This window comes from Hyphomicrobium sp. (assembly GCF_036833075.1).
Lineage (GTDB): Bacteria > Pseudomonadota > Alphaproteobacteria > Rhizobiales > Hyphomicrobiaceae > Hyphomicrobium_C.
The window spans coordinates 1-21,920 of the sequence record NZ_DAITQL010000050.1 but is presented as its reverse complement, the minus strand read 5'-3'; the positions used below and the strand labels follow the sequence as shown (position 1 = coordinate 21,920).

The window sequence follows — 21,920 nt, the reverse complement described above, 5'->3', positions numbered from 1 at the left end:
CTCCCGGATCAGATGGTGCGTGCGAGCACGAGGGCGAAGACGAAGGTGAAGACCGCAAAGCCTTCCACCACCGCCGCCGGGGCGAGGCTGAGGCCGAAGATCTCTGGCTTGCTCTTGGAGGCGGCGATGGCGCTGGCGCAGGCGCGGCCCTGCCATATCGCCGTCAACAACAGCACCAGCGCCGTCACCGAGCCGATGCCGAACAGGGCACCCGCATTGTCGGCCGTGATGGGCTGCTGCAGCGAGAACATCACTACGATGCCGTAGATGACGTTCGAGGAGGGGATGACGGAGACGCCGATATAGCGTCCATAGCCGCTTTCGGCTTCCAGCATCGCCCCGATGGCCGCCTGACCGGCGATCGCGACGCCGATCGCGCTGCCGAGCGCGCCGAAGCCCATCGGCGCGAACACGCCGAGCCAGCCGAGCGTGATAAGGAATTCGTTCATGCTTGTGCCTCTTGCGATGAAGGTTGCGTCGCGTCATGCGAAGGTGCGCGCCGGGCGAAGACCGAGAAGGGGGTGCCTTCTTCCGCGAGACCCCAGCTGAAGAACTCGATGAAGTTGAGCCGCAGTCCGTGCACCACGCCGCTCATCAGCCCGAGCAGGAAATTGATGCCGTGGCCGAAGGCGAGGATCAGGATGGCGAACAGCACCCCGACTCCCGGCTTGGCGGCGTGCACATCTGCAGCCAGCGCGTTGAAGGTGGTGGCGAGGGAGGCGCTGGCGAGCCCCAGGGCGAACAGCCTGAGATAGCTCAGCACGTCGCCGAACAGCTTGGTGATGCCGCTGAGCGCCAGTGCCCCGGAGCCGATGCGCTCCATGAGCCGGCGCGGCCCGGCCGCCTCCTGCATCATGGCGCCGGCCACCACGAGGGCGGGCCCGGCGACGAGGCCGGCCGTTGCGAGCATCTTGCCGGTGTCGTCCTCGACGAGCCACAGCCCGATCCCCGACCAGATCGTAACAATCCAGCCAATCGACGTGACGACCTGGCTGCGGCTGTGGCCCTTCCAGGCGAGCGCGGCGAGGGCGATGGTGATGTGGAGCGCGCCGACGCAGATCGACAGCGCCATCATGGCATCGAAGTTGTGCACGTCGACGACCGCGAGGGTGGCGAGCACGCTGTCCTTCGGTGGCCTCAGGCCGAAATAGGAGCCGCAGGCGACGCCATAGACGATCGCCATTGCGGCGATGGTTGCGAGCAGGATGCGGCCGCTCCGCCCCTCGGGGCTCCGCCCGAGCCGCCGCCAGAACACGGCCGTGGCGACGGCGATCACCGCCGCATAGCCCGCGTCTCCGAGGATCATCGCAAAGAAGAGCGCAAAGGAGCCGAACACCACCAGGCTCGGATCCCAGGCGCGATAGGCTGGGGTCTTGTAGAAGCGCGTCAGCTCCGCGCCGCTCTGAGCCTTCTCCGGCGGGGCGAGCAGGGTCGGAGGACGATCCTCCGCGCTGGGCTCCTCGATGAGCAGGGCGAGCCCGTGCGCCGCGGCGAAGTCCTCGAGCCGGCGCACATCGTCGGCCGGCACCCAGCCCTGCGCGGCGAAAACGTTGTCTCGGTCGATGGTCTGCGAGGCGGCGCTCTCGAGATCCCTGCTGTCGGCGGCGGCGGCGAGATGCAGGGCGAGCTGGGGGCGCCAGCGCGTCAGCTCGACCCGCTCCGCTTCCGCCTGCTCGATGGCGATCAGCGTCTCGTCGCGCTCGCGCTTCAGCGCGCTGCGCGGCACGGCGCCGGCCGGCACCCGGGCGACGGGGAGAAGCTCCGGCGGCGGCTCGTCGGGAGCGATCACCACCACGTGCAGCAGGTTCCCCGTCCGGTCCACGATCTGCCAGGGCAGCGTCAGCTTACCGAGCGCGGCACGCTCTTTCGCGGGAAGCAGGTAGAACCAGAGGCGCTGGCCGCCCATCTCGTCGAGCGGCGGGAAGACGATGTCGCCCCACGGCTCGAGCGCCTCGATCCGCGCCTGGAGTTCGTCGTCGCGGTCGCGCAGGGCCTTGAGGTGGGCCCGATTGTCCAGGATCCTGCCGACCAGGGGAGCGAGTTCGAACGGCGCGTCGAGCGCGAAGGCGCGCGCCGACCGGGGCGCGTCATCGAGGTGGCGGCAGGCGGTCTCGACCCGGCGTTGCGCCGTCGGATCGTGGACGGCGAGCGGCCCGGCCTCCCGCAACGCGACCAGGTGCATGACGCCGAGGGACTGAAGGCCGGCGAGCACCTCAGCCTTCTCGCTCACGATACCGCAGAGGGTCGCGCGTTTGAGCGGCACGATGCCCATCAGGCGGCCTCCAGCGCGCGCTTGCGCTTGGAGAGCTTGGCCGCCACCACGCCCGCGCGCTCGGCGTCGCCCAGGTAGACCAGGATGCGGCGGATGTTGCGCTCGGTCTGGGGAATGAGAATTTTCTCGAACAGGTTGGTGCGCTGGGTCACGCGCGTCATCGCCTTGTCGAGGATGGTGATCCGGCGGCGGGCGATCTCCGCCTCCACTCTGAGGCGGATCGCTGCCTTGAGCTCAGCCACGACCGCGTCCACCCAATGCGGCCGCGTGAGCAGGCCGTAGGGCGCAACTTCGATCTCCACATCCTCCAGCACCGGCAGCGTTACGCCCGCCACGTTCTGTGTGCCGAGGCGTGCCGACGTGAGCCGGGCCAGGCCGTCGAGTCCGATCCGGTCGTCGGCGAGCATGGGCAGCGCCGCGCCGGCCGCCTCGATGGCCGCGGCAGCGGCCTCTTCGTGCTGGCGCACCTCGACGCGGGCCTTGTTGCGCTCGGCCATGAGCTGCTGGCGCTTCAAGTCGAGCGCCGGCAGATAGCGTCGGTAGGAGGCGAGGCTGTCCTTCTGTCGCGTGAGCTCGGACTTGCTGAGCGGGACGTGCGCATCAATCATGGCGGTCAGGCCGCCTGCGCCGGGTAATACGTGTCGATGAGGTTCTGGCGCACCAGCAGCTCCTCCGGCGAGAAGCATTCGGCCATGGTCTTCCAGCCGAGGTCGAGCGCGGCCTCCAAGGGAATGGAGGTCGTGATGTCCATGAAGCGCGTCTTGAAGAGCGCGCCGTAGCGCAGGAGACGCAGATCGTAATCGGAGAGCTCGAAGGCCATGGCCTGCTTGCGCTCGGCATCGCGCGCGCCGGCATAGAACCGGATCATGGTGTTCATGACCGCGGAGTGATCCTCGCGGGTCTCCTTGCCGATGACATGCTGCTTGAGGCGCGAGAGCGAGCCGAAAGGATCGATGAAGCCGTCGCGCAGGTAGAACTGCCCTTCGGTGATGTATCCGGTGTTGTCGGGCACCGGATGGGTCACGTCCCCGCCCGGCATGGTGGTCACGGAGAGGATGGTGACGGAGCCCGCGCCGTGGAAGACGGCCGCCTTCTCGTAGCGCCGGGCGAGCTGGGAATAGAGATCCCCCAGATAGCCGCGGTTGGACGGCACGCGCTCCATTGCGACGCCGACCTCCTTGAGAGCGTCGGCGAAGGCGGTCATATCGGTGAGCAGGACGAGGACGCGCTTCTTCTCCTCGATCGCGAATTTCTCGGCAACCGCGAGTGCCATGTCCGGCACCAGCAGGCGCTCGAGCGGCGGATCGGCAGCCTGGTTGACGAACATGACCGTGCGCGCAAAGACGCCTGCATCCTCGAAGGTGGCGCGGAAGCGCCAGTAATCGTCGAAGGTGAGCCCCAGGCCCCCGAACACCACCACGTCTGCGTCCGCCTGCACGCCGATGCGGGCAAGCAGCGTGTTATGAGGTTCGCCCGCCGTCGAGAAGATCGGGATCTTCTGGCTTTCCACCAGCGAGTTGAAGACGTCGATCATCGGCACGTCGGTGCGGATCATGCGCGAGGCGAGCGCGCGCCGCGCGGGATTGGCCGAGGGGCCGCCGATCTCGACCTGCGGCTCCTGGCTCAAAGGAGGCCCACCGTCGGCCACGGCACCGGCGCCGGTAAAGACCCGGCCCATGATATTGCCCGAGAACGCCACCCGCGGAGGATGCCCCAGGAATTGCACGCAGGCGCGCGTCGACAGGCCCTGCGCGCCGCCGAACACCTGCAGCGAAGCCTCTCCCGGATCGAGCTTCACCACCTGCGCGAGGCGCGCCTCGCCTTCTCCCTCCCGCACGACCGCGAGATCTCCGTAGCGCGGGCCGTTAGGGTCCATGCGGACCTGCGGGGGCAGGGCCACCCGCACCACTTCGCCAATGATTGAGAGAATTCTGTCGTAGGTGATGACAGAGAGGGACATCGGACGAAGCACTCACCGGAAGGATCTGCTTTTGGTGTAAGGGAAAAGACCGGTTCCAACAAGCCGTCATTTTTGGATGAAACACCCCGTGCCGCACGCCGATGTCCGCGCGCGACGCGTCGCCCAAACGGGCTCGGGTAGGAAGAAAGAATGTTACAAATGAAAGCCCTGATATGGGCGCGCAAAAGATGGCGGCAATAGAATTTATCTTAATGACGACGCATATTCTATTCGACGCAATGCGTCCGCCGTTCGGATCGCCTATTTTATATCAATTGGGAATAGAGATGAAAAATAGACGGCAGCCCACAACCTTTTAAAAAGCGCGATTAGCCCTTTGCGCCGCTGCCGGAGGCAGCGGCTCGTTTCATAATGTCGTGGATCCGGCCGTCGATCATTTTGCGGCCGCCAAAGCTTCTCCGATGGCGTCCTTGATCTTGAGACGGCGCTTTCGCAAATCCTCTTCGGCGAACTGATCCATCGGCTTGACGTTGGTTTCGGCCAAGTGGATCTGGTCGTTGATGTCGTCATACGCCACAAGCAGGCGCGCAAAGTGCGCGTCGGAGGTCTTGAGCTTGTGGATCGTCTCGGTCTGGTCGGGGAATTCCTCGGCGAGGGTATGAGGGGTGTTGGACATGGATCTCCTCTTGGCTGCTGCTCGCACGATTGACGTTAGTGCGTGTGAGGGGCGCGCCTCTTGAGATGGATCAATACCGTGGGGGCGTCGCGCTATGCGATCGTGCCCGATGGCGCAAAGCCGCGCTCCGTTATGGAACGCGGCTTGCAGACACGGGCTCTGGACGGAGACCTTCAGACCAGAGCGACCTGACCCGACTCGAGATCGTACATGGCGCCGACGATCTTGATCTTGCCGTCCCGCTCGAGGTCGCGCAGTACCGGGGACCGTTCGCGGATGAGATCGAGCGACATCGTGACATGGGTCTTCGCCACCGCGTCGACGAAGGCCGGGTTCGACCCGGTGCGCTCGCCCGAGAACTCGGTCTCCTGGATCGCGTTCTGGAAGCGCGCGAGAAGGAGCGTGAGATTGCCGAGCCGCGCACCGTCGATCGCGCCCTTGATCGCGCCGCAGGCGGTGTGCCCCATCACCATCACCACCTTGGCGCCGGCAACGGCCGTGGCGAACTCCATCGACCCCAGGATGTCGTCGTTGACGGCGTTGCCGGCGACGCGGGCGTTGAATGCTTGTCCGATCCCGAAGTCGCAGACCACTTCCACGGGCGCACGGCTGTCGACGCAGCTCAGGAAGATGGCTGCCGGATGCTGGCCTTGCGCCGTGCCCTTCTGCTCAGCGAGCCAGTCTCGCGATTTCGGCGTGCCGGCAACGAAACGCCGGTTGCCTTCGAGGATGTGATCGACGATCTGCTGAGGCGTGAGCGCAGCGCGCATCTCGCTGGTGAGCACCTGCGCCTCGGCCGAGGTGGAGAAACCGTAGAGCGATGCCAGGCCCAACCCGAGCCCTAGCCCGGAGAGGCCAAGCATCCCCCGCCTGCTCATGTCGCCACAGTCTCCGTCATGCTCATGCGCGCAGCAGCTCATTGTCCGTTATCCTCTGATATTTGGCGACGGTCCGTCGCCGACCCCCTTGTTCGGAGCGAGCCGTTTTTGCTCTCGCAGCACTCCCCGATTGAACCACAAGGCTTCTGAAACCATTGCGTATACAAAGAATGGGTATCATTCCGTCGCGCGAGGCGTCAACGGGCCGCCGCGCTCAGATTTCGAAGGAGGACCTCATGAATGCCGTAACCGTCCGCAAGGAGGAAACCGCCCACGGCGGCCGCTACGTCGCCACCGTCGCCGGAAAGCCGGGAGAGGCGGAGCTCACCTTCGCCGTGCGCGGCGCCGGCCGCATCAGCGCCGACCACACCGGCGCGCCGGGTACGCTGCGCGGCACCGGAGCCGCCTTGGCGCTCGTCGAGCACATGGTCGAGGACGCGCGCCGGTCTGGCTTCAAGATCGTGCCCGTCTGCTCCTATGTCGAGGCGCAGTTCGATCGACATCCCGAGTGGCACGACGTCAGGGCAGACGACGCATAGCGCCCTTGCGGAGACGGGGCTGCGTCGCCTCACTCCGCCGCCGGCACATAGAGGCGACCGCCCTGCTCCAGGAACTCCTGCGATTTCGCGTCCATGCCCGCCAGCGTCTCGGCCTCTTTGCGCAGGTCCTGCGTGATCTTCATTGAGCAGAACTTCGGCCCGCACATGGAGCAGAAATGCGCGACCTTGTGCGCGTCCTTGGGCAGCGTCTCGTCGTGGAAGCGGCGCGCCGTGTCGGGGTCGAGCGATAGGTTGAACTGGTCCTCCCAGCGGAAATCGAAGCGAGCGCGCGAGAGCGCATCGTCGCGCACCTTGGCGGCCGGATGCCCCTTGGCGAGATCGGCGGCATGCGCCGCGATGCGATAGGTGATCACGCCGGTCTTGACGTCGTCGCGGTTCGGGAGGCCCAGGTGCTCCTTGGGCGTCACGTAGCAGAGCATCGCCGTGCCGTACCAACCGATCATCGCTGCGCCGATGCCGCTCGTGATGTGGTCGTAGCCCGGCGCGATGTCGGTCGTGAGCGGCCCCAGCGTATAGAACGGCGCTTCTCCGCATGCGCTGAGCTGCTTCTCCATGTTCTCCTTGATCTTGTGCATCGGCACGTGGCCGGGGCCTTCGATCATCACCTGGCAGCCCTTGTCCCAGGCGATCTTGGTCAGCTCGCCCAGCGTCTCGCGCTCGGCGAACTGCGCCCGGTCGTTGGCGTCCGCGATGGAGCCCGGGCGCAGGCCGTCGCCGAGCGAGAACGACACGTCGTAGCGGCGCGCGATGTCGCAAATGTCCTCGAAGTGCTCGTAGAGGAAGCTCTCCCTGTGATGGGCGAGACACCAGCGCGCCATGATCGATCCGCCGCGCGAGACGATGCCGGTGACGCGGTTCGCGGTCAGCGGTACGTAGGCGAGCCGCACGCCGGCATGGATGGTGAAATAGTCGACGCCCTGCTCCGCCTGCTCGATCAGCGTGTCGCGGAACACCTCCCAGTCGAGCTTGACGGGATCGCCGTCCACCTTCTCGAGCGCCTGATAGATCGGCACCGTGCCGATCGGCACCGGCGCATTGCGCAGGATCCAGGAGCGGATGTTGTGGATGTTGCGTCCCGTCGAAAGGTCCATGACGGTATCGGCGCCCCATCGGATCGCCCACACCATCTTCTCGACCTCCTCGGCGGCGCCGGAGGTGACCGCCGAGTTGCCGATGTTGGCGTTGACCTTGACGAGGAAGTTGCGGCCGATAAGCATCGGCTCGAGCTCGGGGTGGTTGATGTTAGCCGGAAGGATGGCGCGCCCGCGCGCGATCTCGTCGCGCACGAACTCGGGTGTCACGTGCTCGGGGATCGCCGCTCCGAAGCGCTCGCCGTCGCCGAGGCGCTCGCGCGCGCCGTCAAGCGCCGCCTCGCGGGCGAGGTTTTCGCGATGGGCGGCGTAGATCATCTCCTCGGTGATGAGGCCGGCGCGCGCGAACTCGAGCTGCGTCACGAGCTGGCCCGGTTTTCCGGCGCGCAGGCTGCGCTCGGCCGGGCACGGCGGCACGAGGCGCCCCGCACCGACGCCGCCGTTGTCCTCGGGCTTGACGGGGCGGCCCGCGATCGCCTCGAAGCCGCGCCTCGCGATCCAGCCTTCGCGCACCCGCGCCAGTCCGGCGGCGAGGTCGATCCGCGTGTCGGCCTCAGTGTAGGGGCCGGAGGGATCGTAGGCGCGCACCGGCGCCTCCCCGGGATCGGAGAGGACGATCTCGCGGAACGGAACCCGGATATCGGCATGCCCCCGCACGGGGGCGTAGACCTTGCGCGAGCCTGCGATCGGTCCCGTGGTGACGGTGTCGGGAGCAGCCTCGGGAGCCTTCGGATGGGTCGGCGCAGTCATGGGGGATCCTCCTGCCAGAAGCCTGAGCGATCCGGAATGACGCGAGGGCGGACGTCGCACGCGACGTATCGAGGTTCCGTCCCTTCGCCGGCATGATCCGGATCAGGTTCTAAGGGTTCGGCCTCGCCATCTCAGCCCCGCGCTCAGGCGGGACACCCCTCGGACGATCGCGACCCTACCCCAGGTCGCGTCGGGGCGTGAGTCCGAAGTGCGCCCACGGGGCTTAAGAAGCCCGCCGTGGCCGGCCGCCGGCCAAGGGGCGAAAGTGAGCAGATGCACACACGCCATGTTTCGGCAGCGCGCGAACTCAAGTAACGTCGCGGTGTCGGGCATGCCGCGAGAACGGGGCGGACCGGCGGAGGTGAATGAGCAACTGAAGCGTGCCACCTGCGTATTTTTCAACGGAGGGAAGACTCATGGCTTTGGAAGGCATCATCATTTGGCTCATTATTGGCGCGATCGCCGGCTGGTTGGCCGGTCAGATCATTGCCGGCGGCGGCTTCGGCCTGGTCGGCAATGTCGTGCTCGGGATCATCGGCGCGGTCGTCGCGGGATGGCTCCTGCCGCGGCTCGGCCTCTACATCGGTGGCGGGTTGCTGGGGGACATCATCAACGCAACCATCGGTGCATTGATTGTCATCTTCATATTGAGATTGGTGGCGCGCTAGCCGCGCGCCAAACCGCTCCGCCCGCCGGGCGGGCGTAAACCCGATCCGGGCATGGCGGGGACCCTCGCCATGCCCGGTCGCGTATCTGCTTCGCCACCGCAATTCGTGGCGCGCGCTCCCCGCAAACGAAAACATGCGCCGCGCCGGGACCCGGCGGGCGCATGCCTGAATTTGCTCGGCGTCGAGGCGCGGGAGCCTTAAGCCGCCGCTTCGGCCTTGGCCTTGGCGATCTCACGCTTGAGCTTCTGGCACTCGGGCGAGAGATCCTCCGCCTTGGCCTTGGCGAGGAACGCGTCGAGGCCGCCGCGATGCTCGACGGACTTCAGCGCATGCGCGCTGATGCGCAGCTTCACCTGCCGCCCGAGCGCCTCGCTGATCAGCGTGACGTTGACAAGGTTGGGGCGGAACTTGCGCCGCGTGGCGTTCTCGGCGTGGCTGCGGATATTACCGGAAAGGGGCAGCTTGCCCGTCAACTCACAGCGCCTGGTCATCTCGAAAATCCTTGGCTCTTCCACCCCACGACCGACCGTCTGCCCGAAAGCAGACCCGAAATCACGGGGAAATCAATGAGAATGGCCCCGCAGACCGGGATCGGCGGGACCGTTGGCGCACTCTATACGCGAGCCGTGTTCCAGGCGTCAAGTCGGCCCCGGGCGGTTTGAGCGAGGGAAGTGGGCCACATGGAGCCGGGAACCGGTCCGGATGGAAACGGTTTGTTTGTGGATTGGCGGCAGAAAGGGTTGTACCAGGGCGGCGCTTGGTGGAGCGAATTGTTAAACGTCGGGAAGGCAGACTGCGCCCGTCCGGCGATCCTGAGCCGATCCAGCGTTTGCCCGCCTCGCGAGAGCGAGGACGAGCAGTGGGGTGAGTAGTAAAGATGTTCCAAGTCTCGCGTCGCGTCTCAGTGTGCGGAGCCGCCCTCGGCCTTGCGGCCCTCGCCGCGCTCGCCCCCCTATCGCCCTTTGCCGCCGCTTCGCCCCTGCCGGCGACGGGTGTGGCGCCGGTTCGGGTCGACGCCGGCTACAAGATCACGCTCAACGGCTTCGATCTGGGCACGTTCAACTTCAAGTCCGACGTCGGGCGCACTCGGTACACGCTCGATACGGATGTCGACATCTCGGCGCTGCTCGGCGTCTTCAGATGGAAAGGCGTCACCCATTCCACCGGCGCGCTGAAGCCGAACGCGCTCGTCCCCGCCGATTTCCGCTTCGACTATGAAAGCACGGTCCGCGACGGCTCCGTCGCCATGGGCTTCGGCAAGGACGGCGTCGATCGCCTGTCCGTGCTGCCGGTCACGGTCGAGGCACCCGATACCGTGCCGCTTGCGCCGGACCATCTCAAGGGGGTGTTCGATCCCTTGAGCGCGATCCTGGCGATCACCCATAGTGATGCGCCGAGCCCCTGCGGCCGCACGTTCGCCATCTTCGATGGCAAGCAGCGGTTCGATATCGCGCTGCGCTTCGTCCGCAAGGAGCCGGTGGCGGGCATCCCGACGGAGACGGCGATCGTCTGCCGCGTCAAATACACGCCGATCGCCGGCTACCGGCCCACCGACGACACGCGCCAGCTTGCCGCGTCGAACGACATCGAGATCGTGTTCCGCCTGGTGCCGGCGGCCAAGCTCATGCTGCCGCAGTCGGTGGCCGTCCCGACCGCCATCGGCACGGCCCGCATCGACCTCGACCGCGTGAACATCCAGGTGCTTGAGCGCGGCCGGGTGGCATCGGTCGATTGACCGTCGATCGACCCTGGGGCCTCCCGCTTTTCGAGCATCAGGACGGAGACCGGTCGGGACGCGCTTTTCCCGCCGGCGTCGGATGCGCGGCGTCCCCGGCGCCCGAAGCCGCTCACTGCGCGAGGGCCGGACGAAAAGCCTTGATCTCGCACCCCCTCCAATGCAATGCCAAGTGCGCTTTTGTTATTGGAGACCTCGCGTATGGCCAGCGATCTGGAAACGCGCATTCGCAATGTGACCGCGGTTCTCGGCCCCACCAATACCGGTAAGACGCATCTCGCCATCGAGCGCATGCTCGGCCACGAAAGCGGCATGATCGGCCTGCCGTTGCGTCTCCTGGCGCGGGAGGTCTACGACAAGATCGCCGCCCGCATCGGTGCCGACAAGGTCGCCCTCATCACCGGCGAGGAGAAGATCAAGCCGGAGCGCGCCCGCTACTGGGTCGCCACCGTCGAGGCCATGCCCCGCGACGTGGACGTGGACTTCCTTGCCATCGACGAGATCCAGCTCGCCGCCGACCCCGAGCGCGGCCACGTTTTCACCGACCGGCTGCTCCATGCGCGCGGCCGCGCCGAGACGCTGCTCCTGGGTGCGCAGACCATGCGCGAGGCGATCCAGGACCTGATCCCCGGCGCCAACTTCATCTCGCGCCCGCGCCTCTCGCGCCTGACCTATGCCGGCGAGAAGAAGATCACGCGGCTTCCCGGCCGTTCGGCCGTCGTCGCGTTCTCGGCGAACGAGGTCTACGCCATCGCCGAGCTGATCCGCCGACAGCGCGGCGGCACAGCGGTCGTGCTCGGCGCGCTGTCGCCCCGCACGCGCAACGCCCAGGTCGCCCTCTACCAGTCCGGCGACGTTGATTTCCTGGTCGCGACCGACGCCATCGGCATGGGCCTCAACCTCGACGTCGACCACGTGGCCTTCTCCGCCGTGCGCAAGTTCGACGGCCAGAGCTTCCGCAACCTCACGCCGGGCGAGATCGGCCAGATCGCCGGCCGCGCCGGTCGCCACATGAACGACGGCACGTTCGGCGTGACGGGCAACTGCGAGCCCTTCGAGGCCGATCTCGTCGAGCGCCTCGAGACGCACACCTTCGACAACGTGCGCGTGCTGCAATGGCGCAACCGCCGTCTCGATTTTGCGACGCTCGATCGTCTGCGCGACAGCCTGCGCGAGATGCCGAACGAGCCGCGCCTCACCCGCGCCCGCATGGCCGACGACGTGATCGCGCTCGAGACGCTCGCCACCGACCGCGAGATCGCCAGGCAGGCGTCGGGCCAGGCCGCCGTGCAGCGCCTGTGGGAGGTCTGCCAGCTTCCCGACTACCGCAAGATCTCGTCGCAGAGCCACGCCGAGCTCATCGGCACGCTCTACGGCTACCTGATGAGCCCCGAGGGCCGCGTCCCCGAGGATTGGTTCGCCAAGCAGGTCGCCTTTGCCGACCGCACGGACGGCGACATCGACACCCTCGCCAACCGCATCGCCCACATCCGCACCTGGACCTTCGTGTCGAACCGCGCCGATTGGCTGAAGGATCCTGTCCATTGGCAGGGTCGCACCCGCGCCATCGAGGATAGCCTCTCGGACGCCCTTCACGAGCAGTTGACGCAGCGTTTCGTCGATCGCCGTACGAGCGCCCTCATGAAGGGGCTGCGCGACAAGGAGGAGCTCTCGGCCGAGATCGCCGAGGACGGCGCGATCACCGTCGAGAACCACTTCGTGGGGCGCCTGAGCGGCTTCCGCTTCTCGCCCGAGACCCAGGCCGAAGGCATTCACGGCAAGGCCGCCCGCAGCGCCGCAGCCCACGTGCTCTCGCGCGAGCTCGGCATGCGCGCGCGCCGCGTGGCCGCCGCCAAGGCCGACGCCTTCAGGCTGTCGCGGTCCGGACGCGTGCTGTGGCGGGACGAGGAGATCGCCGAGTTCCAGCCCGCTGACGATCCGTTGAAGCCGCAGGTCGCGCTGCTCGCCGATGAGCATCTGTCCGGACCCGACCGCGAGAAGATCCAGGCGCGTCTCGAGGCGTGGCGCGACGAGGTCATCGCCGAGCGTCTGAAGCCGCTCGTCGAGATCGCCAGGGCCGAGGACGTGACGGGCCTCGCCCGCGGCATCGCCTTCCGCCTGACCGAGAGCTTCGGCATGCTGAAGCGCGAGCTGATCGCCGACATGATGAAGAGCCTCGACCAGGAGGCGCGCGCGCAGTTGCGCAAGTACGGCGTACGCTTCGGCGCCTTCAACATCTACTTCCCCGCGCTCCTGAAGCCTGCTCCCGCCGAGCTCTCCGCCACGCTCTGGACCTTGAAGAACGCGTCCGCCCGCGGCATCGCCTCGGACACGCCGCCCGAGCTGCCGCGCGCGGGCCTCACCTCCGCTCCGGTTCAGCCCGCGACGCCGGAGGACCTCTATCGCGCCTACGGATTTCACGTCTGCGGCCCGCGCGCCGTGCGCCTCGACATTCTCGAGCGCCTGGCAGATCTGATCCGCCCCTTGCTCGCCTGGCGCGCGAACCCGGACAACGCAACGCCGCCGCCCAAGGGATCGACCGGGGACGGCGGCTTCGTCGTCACGCCGGAGATGATGTCGATCCTCGGCTGCTCGCCCGACGAGCTGTCGAACGTGCTGAAGGCGCTGGGCTTCTGGTTGGATCGCAAGACGATGCCGAAACCGGCGGAGCCGGCCGTAAAGCCGATGACGCCTGCGCCGACGGAGCCCGCGTCGGCAGGCGTTGCCGCAACGCCGGCAGCGGAAGCCCCAGCCGCCTCTGCCGACATGCCAGCGGCCGAAACCACGCCGCAAGCCTCCGCACAACCGGACTCCTCCCCCATCATGCCGGAGGCATGTCTCCAACATGACGTGGGAGAGGTCGGGAAAGGGGAAACCCCAACGGCCGACGGTGGGGACTCTGCCCTCCCCGGCGCTCCCCACCAGGAGGAGGGAGGAGAGGCGGCTGCCCCGACGGCCGCACCCGAGACGATCGTCATCGAGATCTGGCGCCCGAGGCGCCACCGGAGCGAGGACCGCGCGGGCGCAGGCAGGCGCGAGGGACGCCACGATGGCGAACGCCGCGACGGAGCTGGCAGAAACCGCCGGCACGGCCGGCATCGCAACGGGGGGCCCAAGCCGGCCGAGGCGGGAAGCTCCGTCGCGGCCGATGCGGCGACAGCAGCCGGCGGGCAGCCGCATGCGGAGCCGCAGCGGCCGGCGGACGCGGCGGCACCGGCCGAGAAGCCGCGCCACGGCGCCGGCCATCGCGATCGGGGGCGCGAGCGCGGCGAGCGCGAGTTCGACCGCAACCGCCAGCGCCAGGGGCGCCATCGCGACGACCGGCGCGACGACAAGCGCCGCCCCGGGCCCGCGATCCACTCCGCCGCGCCGCCGAAGAAAGGCGGCGTCGATCCCGATTCGCCGTTCGCGCAGCTCGGCGCTCTCCGGGATGCCCTCGCCAAGCAGGCCCGCGAGAAGAACCCTTCATGACGACGCCCGTCGGGACCGACCCGAAGCCCGAGACCTCCCAGCGTCTCGACAAATGGCTTTGGTTCGCCCGCCTGGCCAAATCGCGCACGCTCGCCGCTCACGCCGTGACGGAGGGCAAGATCAAGGTCAACCGCGTCAGGGCCGAGAAGGCGAGCCAGTTGGTCAAGGTCGGCGATGTGATCACCTCCCGCCTCGCGCGCACGGTCCGGGTGGTGCGGGTGGCCGCCATCGGCGCCAGGCACGGGCCGGCCGTCGAGGCACAGCGCCTCTATGAGGATCTGACTCCGCCGCCCGAGCGTAGCCTGGAGAGTGGCGCGCCGGCCGCCTGGGCCGGACGTGCATCGGGTGCCGGCCGTCCGACGAAGCGCGATCGCCGCCGGATCGAGGATCTGAAACGCGGCGGGTGAGCGGCCGGTGCCGGCGGCGCTGTGACGTTGCGGAGCCTTGCTATGGTGTCCTGCATTTGGCACACCCCTGGGCCAACCCGTTTGATCCGCAGAGGGACTTGGGACGCACCTTCATGACCTACGTCGTCAACGACAAGTGCATCAAATGCAAGTACACGGACTGCGTGGAAGTGTGTCCGGTGGATTGTTTCTACGAGGGCGAGAACATGCTCGTCATCCATCCCGACGAGTGCATCGATTGCGGGGTCTGCGAGCCGGAATGCCCGGCTGAGGCCATCAAGCCGGACACCGAGCCCGGTCTCGAGCGTTGGCTCGAGCTTAATCGGGACTATGCAGATAAATGGCCCAACATTACTTCGAAAAAACCTGCTCCTCCCGACGCCGACCAGTACAAGGACGAATCAGGCAAGTTTGAGAAATATTTTTCTTCTGAGCCGGGCCAAGGCGACTGATTGTCGACTTCCCGCCGGAAGGTCTCACGAGCATTTATATGCAACGCACCGAAGTGAAGACTTAAGCAAGTTCTTTAAGCGCTGGATCACCACCATTCCCGCTACCACTTCAATTTTCATGAAATTTGTGTTACGAGTAATCCTCGGGCAAACTGAAACTGAACAGGAACACACGACGGACAAACACAGTACCACCGGCCACGGACTTGAGTGAGGTTCGTAGCGGGATGTTGCAGTGTGTCGTCCGGGTAACTATTTGAAGCGTGTGTGTCGTATTGTCCGAAGCAGGTGCGGGTAGCTATTTCTGATCGGCAACCCGACATGGTGGGAGGTCCTGGACGCCGGCAAAGGTGACGTGCCGACGAACCGGGTTTACGTGTGACCGCACGGGCGGGCTGCCACAAGACCCGCGTGCGCGTGAGATCGGGTAAGACCGGCTCAATCCGGGGTCGGATGGGATGTGAACGAGAGAGTGAGAAGTCGATGGCTCAGAAGAACAAGGCGCATGTAAAGGCTCGGACGTCGAAGCCTGCCGCGTCCAAGACCGCTCCCCGGCCTTCAAAGACCAAGACCGTCGTTGCCAAGGCCGGCACGAAGAAGCCGGTGGCCGTATCGTCAAGTCATGCCCGGAAGCCGATCGCTGTCAAGCCCGCCGTTGCCAAGCCTGCGAAAGCGCCTGTTGCCGCGAAACCCGCCGCCAAGGCGCCCGAGGCTAGGAAGCCGGCCGCCGTTGCTGCCGCAGCCCCGGCTGCTGCGAAGCCGGCTCAGCCCAAGGCGGCTGCGTCCGTGCGCCCTGCTGGCGCCATTCGTCCGGGTCCCGTTCGTCCGGGCCATGTCGCCGTGACGCCTGCGCGCGCCGCGGCCGCGCTGGCCAAGACGGCGGGCGGCCAGAAGCTCACCGCTCCCGTCCAGCCGTCGACGCCGAAGGACATCGCCGAGAAGACGGCGGCGGCGCGCCAGATCATGACCGCTCAGAATACCCACCAGAGCGCCCAGAAGAAGTCGGTCAGCCAGCGCCACGGCTTCAAGACCAACGAGTTCATCGTCTATCCGGCTCATGGTGTCGGCCGCATCGTCGGCATCGAGGAGCAGGAGATCGCCGGCATGTCGCTCGAGCTCTTTGTCATCACCTTCGACAAGGAGAAGCTGACGCTGCGTGTTCCGACCGGCAAGCTCGAGAGCGTCGGCATGCGCAAGCTCGCCGACGACGGCATCGTCAAGAAGGCGATGGACACGCTGAAGGGTCGTGCACGCGTGAAGCGCACCATGTGGAGCCGCCGCGCGCAGGAGTATGTCGCCAAGATCAATTCCGGCGATCTCGTCTCGATCGCCGAGGTCGTGCGCGATCTCTACCGCTCCGAGGCCCAGCCCGAGCAATCCTACTCCGAGCGCCAGCTCTATGAGGACGCGCTCGATCGCATGGCGCGCGAGATCGCGGCCGTCGAGAAGCTCGACGAGCGCGGCGCGGTCCAGCGCATCACTGACGTGCTCTCGAAGAGCGCTCGTGGCCGCCGCCTGGCCGAGGGGGCCGACCCCGCCGACATGCGCGCCGCCTGAGACGCCAAATCAGGATGAAACGCAACACCCCGCTGATTGCTCAGCGGGGTGTTTTTATTTTCCTCGGTCTGCATGGACGCGGGCAGCGCCAAAACTTCGACGTATCTGGACTCCGGCCTTCGCCGGAGTGACGTTGAGTTTAGACTGCCGCGTTCCACACCTATAACGTCATCCCGGCGAAGGCCGGGATCCAGGCACGCTGCCGCATCGCCACCAGCATCCGACCATGGCCGCCGTTGCGCGTTACGGCTGCGGAGCGCTGTTCGCTTCGTCCAGCAGCTCGATCTCATCGAGCGATCCGAGCACGATCATCGGCCCGTTGCGCCGCTCGATCCAGCCGCGCACGCGAACCCGCTTTCCCGAAAGAGCATCGACCCGCGTCGCGCCGTCGGCGCTGCGCGTGACAGTGGAGGTCGCAAGGCTCGCCGTGAAGTCGCGACGCCAGTCGGCACCGAAGTTGATATACGTTGTCGTTTGCGCACGCGTGACTCCGGCCACCCGCCCCTCGACGAGCACGAAGCGGCCGACGGCCTTGAGAAGCCCGTCTACGTCGTCGGCCGTGCGCACGCGGTACGTGTCGCGCCGCCACAGGCCCCGCTCGACAGCCCGCGCCTGAGCCTCCGCTTCGAGCAGCGTGCCAAGACAGGCCGTGTTGCCGGGGAGCGTGTAGGCGCGGGCGTAGCCCTCGAGAAGCAGCCGCTCCTGCAGCCAGAAATCGCCGCCGCCGTCGGAGACGAAGACCTGCGCGAGCGTGCGCCCGTACCGATCACGCCGCCGTCCCTCGAAGCGAAGCATGACCGTGCGGTCGTGGATGAGCCGTTGCAGCGCGTCGAGCGCCTCGCGGGCTGGCGGCCAGTCGGCCGCATCCGCCCCGAGCACGTCCGGCTTCGGTGCCAGCGCGCCAATCAGGCGGACCTCCTGGCCGTCGTCGAGCAGCAGCGTCTCGCCGTCGAGTGCGCGCACGACCGCATGTGAGGGGCCTGCCGCGAGCGCGCAGGGCTCGGCCGCTGCCGCCGCCGCGAGGAGAGCGGAGAGGATCGCGCCCCCCGCGAGGCGCATGACGGCAAGTCCTGCGTTCATGGCGTGCTCGCTCGTTCCCCAGCATGTCATGCGGCACACGCCGCCGGCTATCCCCCCGACACGAGATCGAACGGAGCGAGGCCGACGCCGTCTCCGAGCGTCACGTGGTCGTGCGCCGCATCCCACAGGATCTCCTCGATCGAGAACAGATAGTCCCTGCCGCCGTCGTGGGTGACGACGAAATCGGGCTGAAGATGCGGGGCGCCGGGTGGCAGTGCATCGATCCGGATCGCTCCCGCGCCGGAATAGTCGACGGTGTCGTACCCGTCGTCCTCGTAGGCTAGGCCCGGCTGTCCCCCATGCAGGATGTTCACGCCGGGCGACCAGCGCAAGGTGTCGTTCCCGGATCCGCCGTAAAGCTTGTCGATGGCGCTCGCGTCCGCACTCCCCGTGAGCACGTCGTCGCCCGCCCCGCCGACCAGCGTCGTGAACCCGTCTCGCGCTCCGAGCGTGTCGTCGCCGCGGGTGCCGAGCAGCGTCGCCAGCCCCGGCGAAAGACGCAGGCCCGACGGCAACGCGTCGGCGATGCTGAGGCCCGCGTGATGCAGCAGCGAGGCGACGAGCGACGCGGAGTTGATCGTCGGCACCGGCGAGCCCGGCAGCGAGAGCGGGATGTAGGGAAACGCCTGCGCCTCGATGTCAGCGGCGAATGACACCAGCCGCGCCCAGAGCGACATCGCCGCGCCGCCGTCCGCGATATCGTGCGCGCCGCGGCTGAGGCTGGTCCCGATCCGGCGCTCGAGCTCGGCGCCGGCGAGCCCGCCATTGGCCTCCGACAGGGTCGTGCCGCCCTGCCAGCCCTCCACCGCGAGCCGCACGTCGGCGCCGTGCGGCTCGCGGAGCCCCTCGATGACGAGCCAGTCGTCCTGGGGGCCGTCGTGCGCGTCCGGGCCGCGAAAGACGATTTGCAGGTGATCGAAACCGAGGAGGCCGAGACGGAGGAGGCGTACCGGCAGCCTCTCGACGCTGACAGTCGGCATGGGTGGGATGCTCCCGAGGTGTCGCTCCCTGCAGAATAACAATCAAAGATTGAAGAAATTAGAATATACCATCAGAAGTCTGTGCGGCGGCTCTCAGTGTGCGCCCTTTCCAAGCACCTGCGAACCGCGCCATACTGCCGGAAAAACAAGCTGCAACGCCGGAAACCCGGCAACGGAGGGGAGAAAAAAGATGGGAAGTTTGCTCAAGAGCTTGGTGCTGGGCTTTGTTGCCGGCGTCATCGCGTATCTGCTGGTTCACGAGGGGGTTAGTCTCTGGTTGCTCAACAATGGTTACGCAACGCGTGTGCCGTGGTCGATGGAGCCGTCCCTGATCACCGGCTCGCCGCAGATCATCGCAGATGCCGCCTGGGGCGGCCTCTGGGGTGCGATTTTCGGACTCATCCTCGGCAGCGTGCCGAAGGGATCGATGACCGTGCGCGGGGCGATCCTCGGTCTGGTCGGTACGGCGGTCATCGGGACGCTGGTTGCGCTTCCGCTCGTCCACGGCCAGCAGCCGTTCGCGACTGTCGACGTCACGACGCTCTGGCCGGTGCTGGTGCTCGGGGCCGTCTTCGGCGCCGCCACGGCATGGCTCTATGGGTTCTTCACGTCGGGTTGCCGCCTGCCCTGACGCCGGGAGGCCGCCGTGTTCGCGCGGTGGGTCCCGTGTCTCACGTGAATCGCTCCGCCGGCCGCTCCCGTTTCGGGCGCGCGGCCGGCGGAGCCGTCAGCTTTTGCCGTTGATGCGGGCGAGGTAGTCCGCCCCCGACATCGTGAGGTTGGGATCGATCGCCCCGATGGCTTTCGCGTCCTTGCCGGCATAGTCGAGGGCGGTGAGCAGCACGCGCATCGCTTCGAGGCGTGCGCGCCGCTGGTCGTTGGCGTTGATCACGGTCCACGGGCTCGCGGCCGTGTGCGTGAACCGCAGCATGTCGGCTTCCGCACGCGTGTAGTCGTCGTACCGGCCGATCGCGGCGATGTCGATGTCGGTGACCTTCCACTGCTTGAACGGGTCGTGACGGCGCTCGTGGAAGCGCTTGAGCTGCATCTCGCGGCCGACCGTGAGATAGATCTTGAAGAAGCGGATGTTGTCGCGCACGAGCAGCGCCTCGAACTCCGGCGCATCGCGCAGGAAGCGCGCCGTCTCGTCCTCGGTGCAGAACCCCATGACGCGCTCGACACCCGCACGGTTGTACCAGCTGCGGTCGAACAGGACCATGTCGCCCCGGGTCGGCAGGTGGACGATATAGCGTTGGAAGTACCATTGCCCGCGCTCGGCCTCGGTCGGCTTCGAAAGCGCGATCGAGCGCGAATGGCGAGGGTTGATGCGCTCGAGGATGCGCGAGATGCACCCGCCCTTGCCCGACGTGTCGCGCCCCTCGAAGAGGACGACGATGCGTTCGCCGGCCGTTTCGGCATGGGTCTGCAGTTTGATGAATTCGAGTTGTAGAAGCTGAAGCTGCTCCTCGTAGGGTTCGCGCTTGAGCTTCTTGTCGTAGGGGTAGCCGCCCGACCCGAGCGCGCGCGCCTCGATCTCGGCCGGAAACTTCGGATTGTCGAGATCGAAATCGGGATAGCGGAGGCTCGCGCCCGGCGGATCCGCCTTCCGGGCTTTTGCGGTCGCGTCGCTCTTTCCCTCACCCATCGCGGTCCCCTCGGTCCTTGTTCTGGTTAATCCCGCCGCCGGTCCCTCGATGAACTGTCACACAAGTGTTGTCGATCCGAAAGACACTTCGAGACCGGTGCGGATCCCACGTGGGAGCCCGGGCAGAAACCCTATCGTCTGACGGCTCGGGGCGCGTCATCGCGAGAGTTGAGGGCACGATGCAGATCGAGGCAGTATGCGGGCCCATGACGGACCCCCAGCCGCTCTCCCGCGCAGCGTCCGCGATCGGATCGCGGTCGGACCGTATCCTGGCCGCCCTTCGCGCGGCGGGCGGCCGGCTGCGCCTCCGCGTGCGTGCCCTTGCCGCGACGGCGGCCCTGTTCGCCGGGCTTTCGCTGGCCGGAGGCTTGTCCGGATGGCTCGCCGTCGCCGGCTTCCTGATGATGGCGTTGATCGTCGCGGCGGGATCTCCGGGAGGCGATGCCGACGGAGATGACGAGACGTCGGATGCCGCACTGCCCGAGCCCATGCGCTCCGACGGTAACGGCGCGAGGCGTGAGCAGGAGAGCTGGCGCATGCTGCTCGACGCCGTGCCCGATGCGGCGGTCGCGCTCGACTACAATTTCAACGTCATGCATTTCAACGCCCGCCTCTATGAGCTCCTCCCCCAGGCCCGCATCGGCCAGCCGTTGAGCCAGCTCTCGCGCAATCCCGAGCTGAATGCCGCGGTGGAGAAGGCCGTGACCTTGAGCGGCGAGGTCGTCGTTGATCTCTTCGAGCGCGTACCGGTGGAGCGGCGCATTTCCGCCACCATCTCCCGGCTCGGCGGACGGGAGATCCGGCGCGGGCTGCCGTTCCTGATCGTCTCCTTCCGCGACCTGACCGAGCAGGACAAGCTCGCTCAGATGCGTGCCGATTTCATCGCCAACGCCAGCCACGAGCTGCGCACGCCGCTCGCCTCGCTCCGCGGTTTCGTCGAGACGCTGCAGGGCCCCGCGCGCGATGATCCCGAGGCCCGGATACGCTTCCTCGACATCATGGCGAGCCAGGCGACGCGCATGACGCGCCTGATCGACGACATGCTCTCGTTGAGCCGCGTCGAGACACGCGTCCACCTTCCGCCGCGCGGCAGGGTCGATCTCAACGAGGTGGCGTCGTATGTCGCTCAGGCCCTTGAGCCGGTGGGGGCCGCCTCGGCGATCAGGATTTCCGTGACGAAGAGCGACAGTCCGATCCATATCCGCGGCGATCGCGACGAGATCGTCCAGGTGCTGCAGAACCTCGTGCACAACGCCATCAAGTACGGACGCGAGGGTGGAACTGTCGAGATTGCCGTATCGCGCGTGCTCGACGGCTCGCCGCCGCTGCCGCGGGCCCTGATCGCGGTCGCCGACGACGGGCCCGGCATTGCGCCGGAGCATTTGCCGCGTCTCACGGAGCGCTTCTACCGCACCAACGCCCAGACGAGCCGCGAGAAGGGTGGCACCGGGCTTGGCCTCGCCATCGTCAAGCACATCGTGCTACGCCACCGCGGCGACCTCAGGATCTCGAGCGTGGTCGGCAAGGGCTCGACCTTCTCGATCCTCTTCGATGAACTCGGCGGTGCGCGCTCCTGAGCGAAGGCTTTGAGCGGAGCATGCCGCTCGAATGCGCTCTCACCCCGTCCGGTGCTTCTTGAGCTCGCGCACGAGCGACACCAGACGCTCGGCGACCTCGGCGCCCGTATCGACCGAGACCTTGAGCGTTGCGCGCTGCTGGATGAGCTTGTTGAGCCGGTCCTGGCAGTCGCCGAAGCCGAAGAAGATCTCCTCCGGCG

The 21,920-nt window shown here is 67.1% G+C and carries 20 protein-coding genes and 1 riboswitch; of the genes, 9 read left to right on the top strand and 11 right to left on the bottom strand.

The annotated features are described in order from the left end of the window. Positions 1 to 8: 8 nt before the first annotated feature. From V7082_RS14335 to V7082_RS14310, 6 genes are all read right to left on the bottom strand, one after another. Complete coding sequence (locus tag V7082_RS14335; RefSeq protein WP_334149658.1) at positions 9 to 449, bottom strand: ATP synthase subunit C; 441 nt, start codon at positions 447 to 449, stop codon at positions 9 to 11. Next, positions 446 to 2,272 (bottom strand): V-type ATP synthase subunit I, encoded by a 1,827-nt coding sequence (locus V7082_RS14330; RefSeq protein ID WP_334149657.1) that lies wholly within the window; start codon positions 2,270 to 2,272, stop codon positions 446 to 448. The genes V7082_RS14335 and V7082_RS14330 overlap by 4 nt, the downstream gene beginning before the upstream one ends. Beyond that, positions 2,272 to 2,880 carry a V-type ATP synthase subunit D gene (locus tag V7082_RS14325; RefSeq protein WP_334149656.1) on the bottom strand — a complete coding sequence of 203 codons (609 nt, stop codon included), beginning with the start codon at positions 2,878 to 2,880 and terminating at the stop codon, positions 2,272 to 2,274. The genes V7082_RS14330 and V7082_RS14325 overlap by 1 nt, the downstream gene beginning before the upstream one ends. Before the next feature lie 5 nt (positions 2,881 to 2,885). Then, positions 2,886 to 4,232, bottom strand: a complete 1,347-nt coding sequence (locus tag V7082_RS14320; RefSeq protein ID WP_334149654.1) for a V-type ATP synthase subunit B — start codon at positions 4,230 to 4,232, stop codon at positions 2,886 to 2,888. Between the two features lie 394 nt (positions 4,233 to 4,626). Continuing rightward, positions 4,627 to 4,869, bottom strand: a complete 243-nt coding sequence (locus V7082_RS14315) for a YdcH family protein (RefSeq protein ID WP_334149652.1) — start codon at positions 4,867 to 4,869, stop codon at positions 4,627 to 4,629. 173 nt (positions 4,870 to 5,042) lie between these two features. Beyond that, positions 5,043 to 5,747, bottom strand: coding sequence for a carbonic anhydrase family protein (locus V7082_RS14310; protein WP_334149651.1), 705 nt, complete (start codon positions 5,745 to 5,747; stop codon positions 5,043 to 5,045). 236 nt (positions 5,748 to 5,983) lie between these two features. Here V7082_RS14310 and V7082_RS14305 point away from each other — a divergent pair, with 236 nt between their 5' ends. Continuing rightward, complete coding sequence (locus tag V7082_RS14305; protein WP_334149649.1) at positions 5,984 to 6,286, top strand: GNAT family N-acetyltransferase; 303 nt, start codon at positions 5,984 to 5,986, stop codon at positions 6,284 to 6,286. A 29-nt stretch (positions 6,287 to 6,315) separates the two neighbouring features. Here V7082_RS14305 and thiC read toward each other — a convergent pair whose 3' ends face one another. After that, positions 6,316 to 8,148, bottom strand: coding sequence for a phosphomethylpyrimidine synthase ThiC (gene thiC / locus V7082_RS14300; protein WP_334149648.1), 1,833 nt, complete (start codon positions 8,146 to 8,148; stop codon positions 6,316 to 6,318). A gap of 62 nt (positions 8,149 to 8,210) precedes the next feature. Next, positions 8,211 to 8,318: riboswitch (TPP riboswitch) on the bottom strand. 246 nt (positions 8,319 to 8,564) lie between these two features. Between thiC and V7082_RS14295 the strand changes: the two genes are divergently transcribed. After that, complete coding sequence (locus V7082_RS14295; RefSeq protein ID WP_334149647.1) at positions 8,565 to 8,816, top strand: GlsB/YeaQ/YmgE family stress response membrane protein; 252 nt, start codon at positions 8,565 to 8,567, stop codon at positions 8,814 to 8,816. Positions 8,817 to 9,013: 197 nt separating this feature from the next. Here V7082_RS14295 and rpmB read toward each other — a convergent pair whose 3' ends face one another. Further along, positions 9,014 to 9,307: a 50S ribosomal protein L28 gene (rpmB, locus tag V7082_RS14290; RefSeq protein WP_334149645.1), complete on the bottom strand. Its 294-nt coding sequence runs from the start codon at positions 9,305 to 9,307 to the stop codon at positions 9,014 to 9,016. A 386-nt stretch (positions 9,308 to 9,693) separates the two neighbouring features. Between rpmB and V7082_RS14285 the strand changes: the two genes are divergently transcribed. From V7082_RS14285 to V7082_RS14265, 5 genes are all read left to right on the top strand, one after another. Further along, positions 9,694 to 10,551 (top strand): DUF3108 domain-containing protein, encoded by an 858-nt coding sequence (locus V7082_RS14285; protein ID WP_334149643.1) that lies wholly within the window; start codon positions 9,694 to 9,696, stop codon positions 10,549 to 10,551. A gap of 201 nt (positions 10,552 to 10,752) precedes the next feature. Next, positions 10,753 to 14,022 (top strand): helicase-related protein, encoded by a 3,270-nt coding sequence (locus V7082_RS14280; RefSeq protein WP_334149641.1) that lies wholly within the window; start codon positions 10,753 to 10,755, stop codon positions 14,020 to 14,022. Next, positions 14,019 to 14,429, top strand: a complete 411-nt coding sequence (locus V7082_RS14275; protein ID WP_334149639.1) for an RNA-binding S4 domain-containing protein — start codon at positions 14,019 to 14,021, stop codon at positions 14,427 to 14,429. Before V7082_RS14280 ends, V7082_RS14275 begins: the two co-directional genes overlap by 4 nt. A gap of 113 nt (positions 14,430 to 14,542) precedes the next feature. Next, complete coding sequence (gene fdxA / locus V7082_RS14270) at positions 14,543 to 14,881, top strand: ferredoxin FdxA (protein WP_334149637.1); 339 nt, start codon at positions 14,543 to 14,545, stop codon at positions 14,879 to 14,881. A gap of 483 nt (positions 14,882 to 15,364) precedes the next feature. Then, positions 15,365 to 16,438: a CarD family transcriptional regulator gene (locus V7082_RS14265; protein WP_334149635.1), complete on the top strand. Its 1,074-nt coding sequence runs from the start codon at positions 15,365 to 15,367 to the stop codon at positions 16,436 to 16,438. Between the two features lie 243 nt (positions 16,439 to 16,681). On the opposite strand, the gene V7082_RS14260 is transcribed toward V7082_RS14265, so the two are convergent. Further along, positions 16,682 to 17,518, bottom strand: a complete 837-nt coding sequence (locus V7082_RS14260) for a thermonuclease family protein (RefSeq protein WP_334149633.1) — start codon at positions 17,516 to 17,518, stop codon at positions 16,682 to 16,684. A 47-nt stretch (positions 17,519 to 17,565) separates the two neighbouring features. Next, positions 17,566 to 18,498 (bottom strand): hypothetical protein, encoded by a 933-nt coding sequence (locus tag V7082_RS14255; protein ID WP_334149631.1) that lies wholly within the window; start codon positions 18,496 to 18,498, stop codon positions 17,566 to 17,568. 190 nt (positions 18,499 to 18,688) lie between these two features. On the opposite strand from V7082_RS14255, the gene V7082_RS14250 reads away from it, so the two are divergent. Next, entirely contained in the window at positions 18,689 to 19,129 is a 441-nt protein-coding gene (locus tag V7082_RS14250; protein ID WP_334149629.1) for a hypothetical protein, read from the top strand. Positions 19,130 to 19,225: 96 nt separating this feature from the next. Here the strand turns inward: V7082_RS14250 and ppk2 are convergent, their stop codons facing one another. After that, positions 19,226 to 20,143 (bottom strand): polyphosphate kinase 2, encoded by a 918-nt coding sequence (gene ppk2 / locus V7082_RS14245; protein ID WP_334149627.1) that lies wholly within the window; start codon positions 20,141 to 20,143, stop codon positions 19,226 to 19,228. A gap of 206 nt (positions 20,144 to 20,349) precedes the next feature. Here ppk2 and V7082_RS14240 point away from each other — a divergent pair, with 206 nt between their 5' ends. Then, positions 20,350 to 21,720, top strand: coding sequence for an ATP-binding protein (locus tag V7082_RS14240; RefSeq protein ID WP_334149626.1), 1,371 nt, complete (start codon positions 20,350 to 20,352; stop codon positions 21,718 to 21,720). The last annotated feature ends 200 nt before the right edge of the window (positions 21,721 to 21,920 follow it).

Coding starts and splice junctions, on each gene's coding strand:
- V7082_RS14335 (WP_334149658.1), bottom strand. CDS start 449: ATGAACGAATTCCTTATCACGCTCGGCTGGCTCGGCGTGTTCGCGCCG.
- V7082_RS14330 (WP_334149657.1), bottom strand. CDS start 2,272: ATGGGCATCGTGCCGCTCAAACGCGCGACCCTCTGCGGTATCGTGAGC.
- V7082_RS14325 (WP_334149656.1), bottom strand. CDS start 2,880: ATGATTGATGCGCACGTCCCGCTCAGCAAGTCCGAGCTCACGCGACAG.
- V7082_RS14320 (WP_334149654.1), bottom strand. CDS start 4,232: ATGTCCCTCTCTGTCATCACCTACGACAGAATTCTCTCAATCATTGGC.
- V7082_RS14315 (WP_334149652.1), bottom strand. CDS start 4,869: ATGTCCAACACCCCTCATACCCTCGCCGAGGAATTCCCCGACCAGACC.
- V7082_RS14310 (WP_334149651.1), bottom strand. CDS start 5,747: ATGAGCAGGCGGGGGATGCTTGGCCTCTCCGGGCTAGGGCTCGGGTTG.
- V7082_RS14305 (WP_334149649.1), top strand. CDS start 5,984: ATGAATGCCGTAACCGTCCGCAAGGAGGAAACCGCCCACGGCGGCCGC.
- thiC (WP_334149648.1), bottom strand. CDS start 8,148: ATGACTGCGCCGACCCATCCGAAGGCTCCCGAGGCTGCTCCCGACACC.
- V7082_RS14295 (WP_334149647.1), top strand. CDS start 8,565: ATGGCTTTGGAAGGCATCATCATTTGGCTCATTATTGGCGCGATCGCC.
- rpmB (WP_334149645.1), bottom strand. CDS start 9,307: ATGACCAGGCGCTGTGAGTTGACGGGCAAGCTGCCCCTTTCCGGTAAT.
- V7082_RS14285 (WP_334149643.1), top strand. CDS start 9,694: ATGTTCCAAGTCTCGCGTCGCGTCTCAGTGTGCGGAGCCGCCCTCGGC.
- V7082_RS14280 (WP_334149641.1), top strand. CDS start 10,753: ATGGCCAGCGATCTGGAAACGCGCATTCGCAATGTGACCGCGGTTCTC.
- V7082_RS14275 (WP_334149639.1), top strand. CDS start 14,019: ATGACGACGCCCGTCGGGACCGACCCGAAGCCCGAGACCTCCCAGCGT.
- fdxA (WP_334149637.1), top strand. CDS start 14,543: ATGACCTACGTCGTCAACGACAAGTGCATCAAATGCAAGTACACGGAC.
- V7082_RS14265 (WP_334149635.1), top strand. CDS start 15,365: ATGGCTCAGAAGAACAAGGCGCATGTAAAGGCTCGGACGTCGAAGCCT.
- V7082_RS14260 (WP_334149633.1), bottom strand. CDS start 17,518: ATGAACGCAGGACTTGCCGTCATGCGCCTCGCGGGGGGCGCGATCCTC.
- V7082_RS14255 (WP_334149631.1), bottom strand. CDS start 18,498: ATGCCGACTGTCAGCGTCGAGAGGCTGCCGGTACGCCTCCTCCGTCTC.
- V7082_RS14250 (WP_334149629.1), top strand. CDS start 18,689: ATGGGAAGTTTGCTCAAGAGCTTGGTGCTGGGCTTTGTTGCCGGCGTC.
- ppk2 (WP_334149627.1), bottom strand. CDS start 20,143: ATGGGTGAGGGAAAGAGCGACGCGACCGCAAAAGCCCGGAAGGCGGAT.
- V7082_RS14240 (WP_334149626.1), top strand. CDS start 20,350: ATGACGGACCCCCAGCCGCTCTCCCGCGCAGCGTCCGCGATCGGATCG.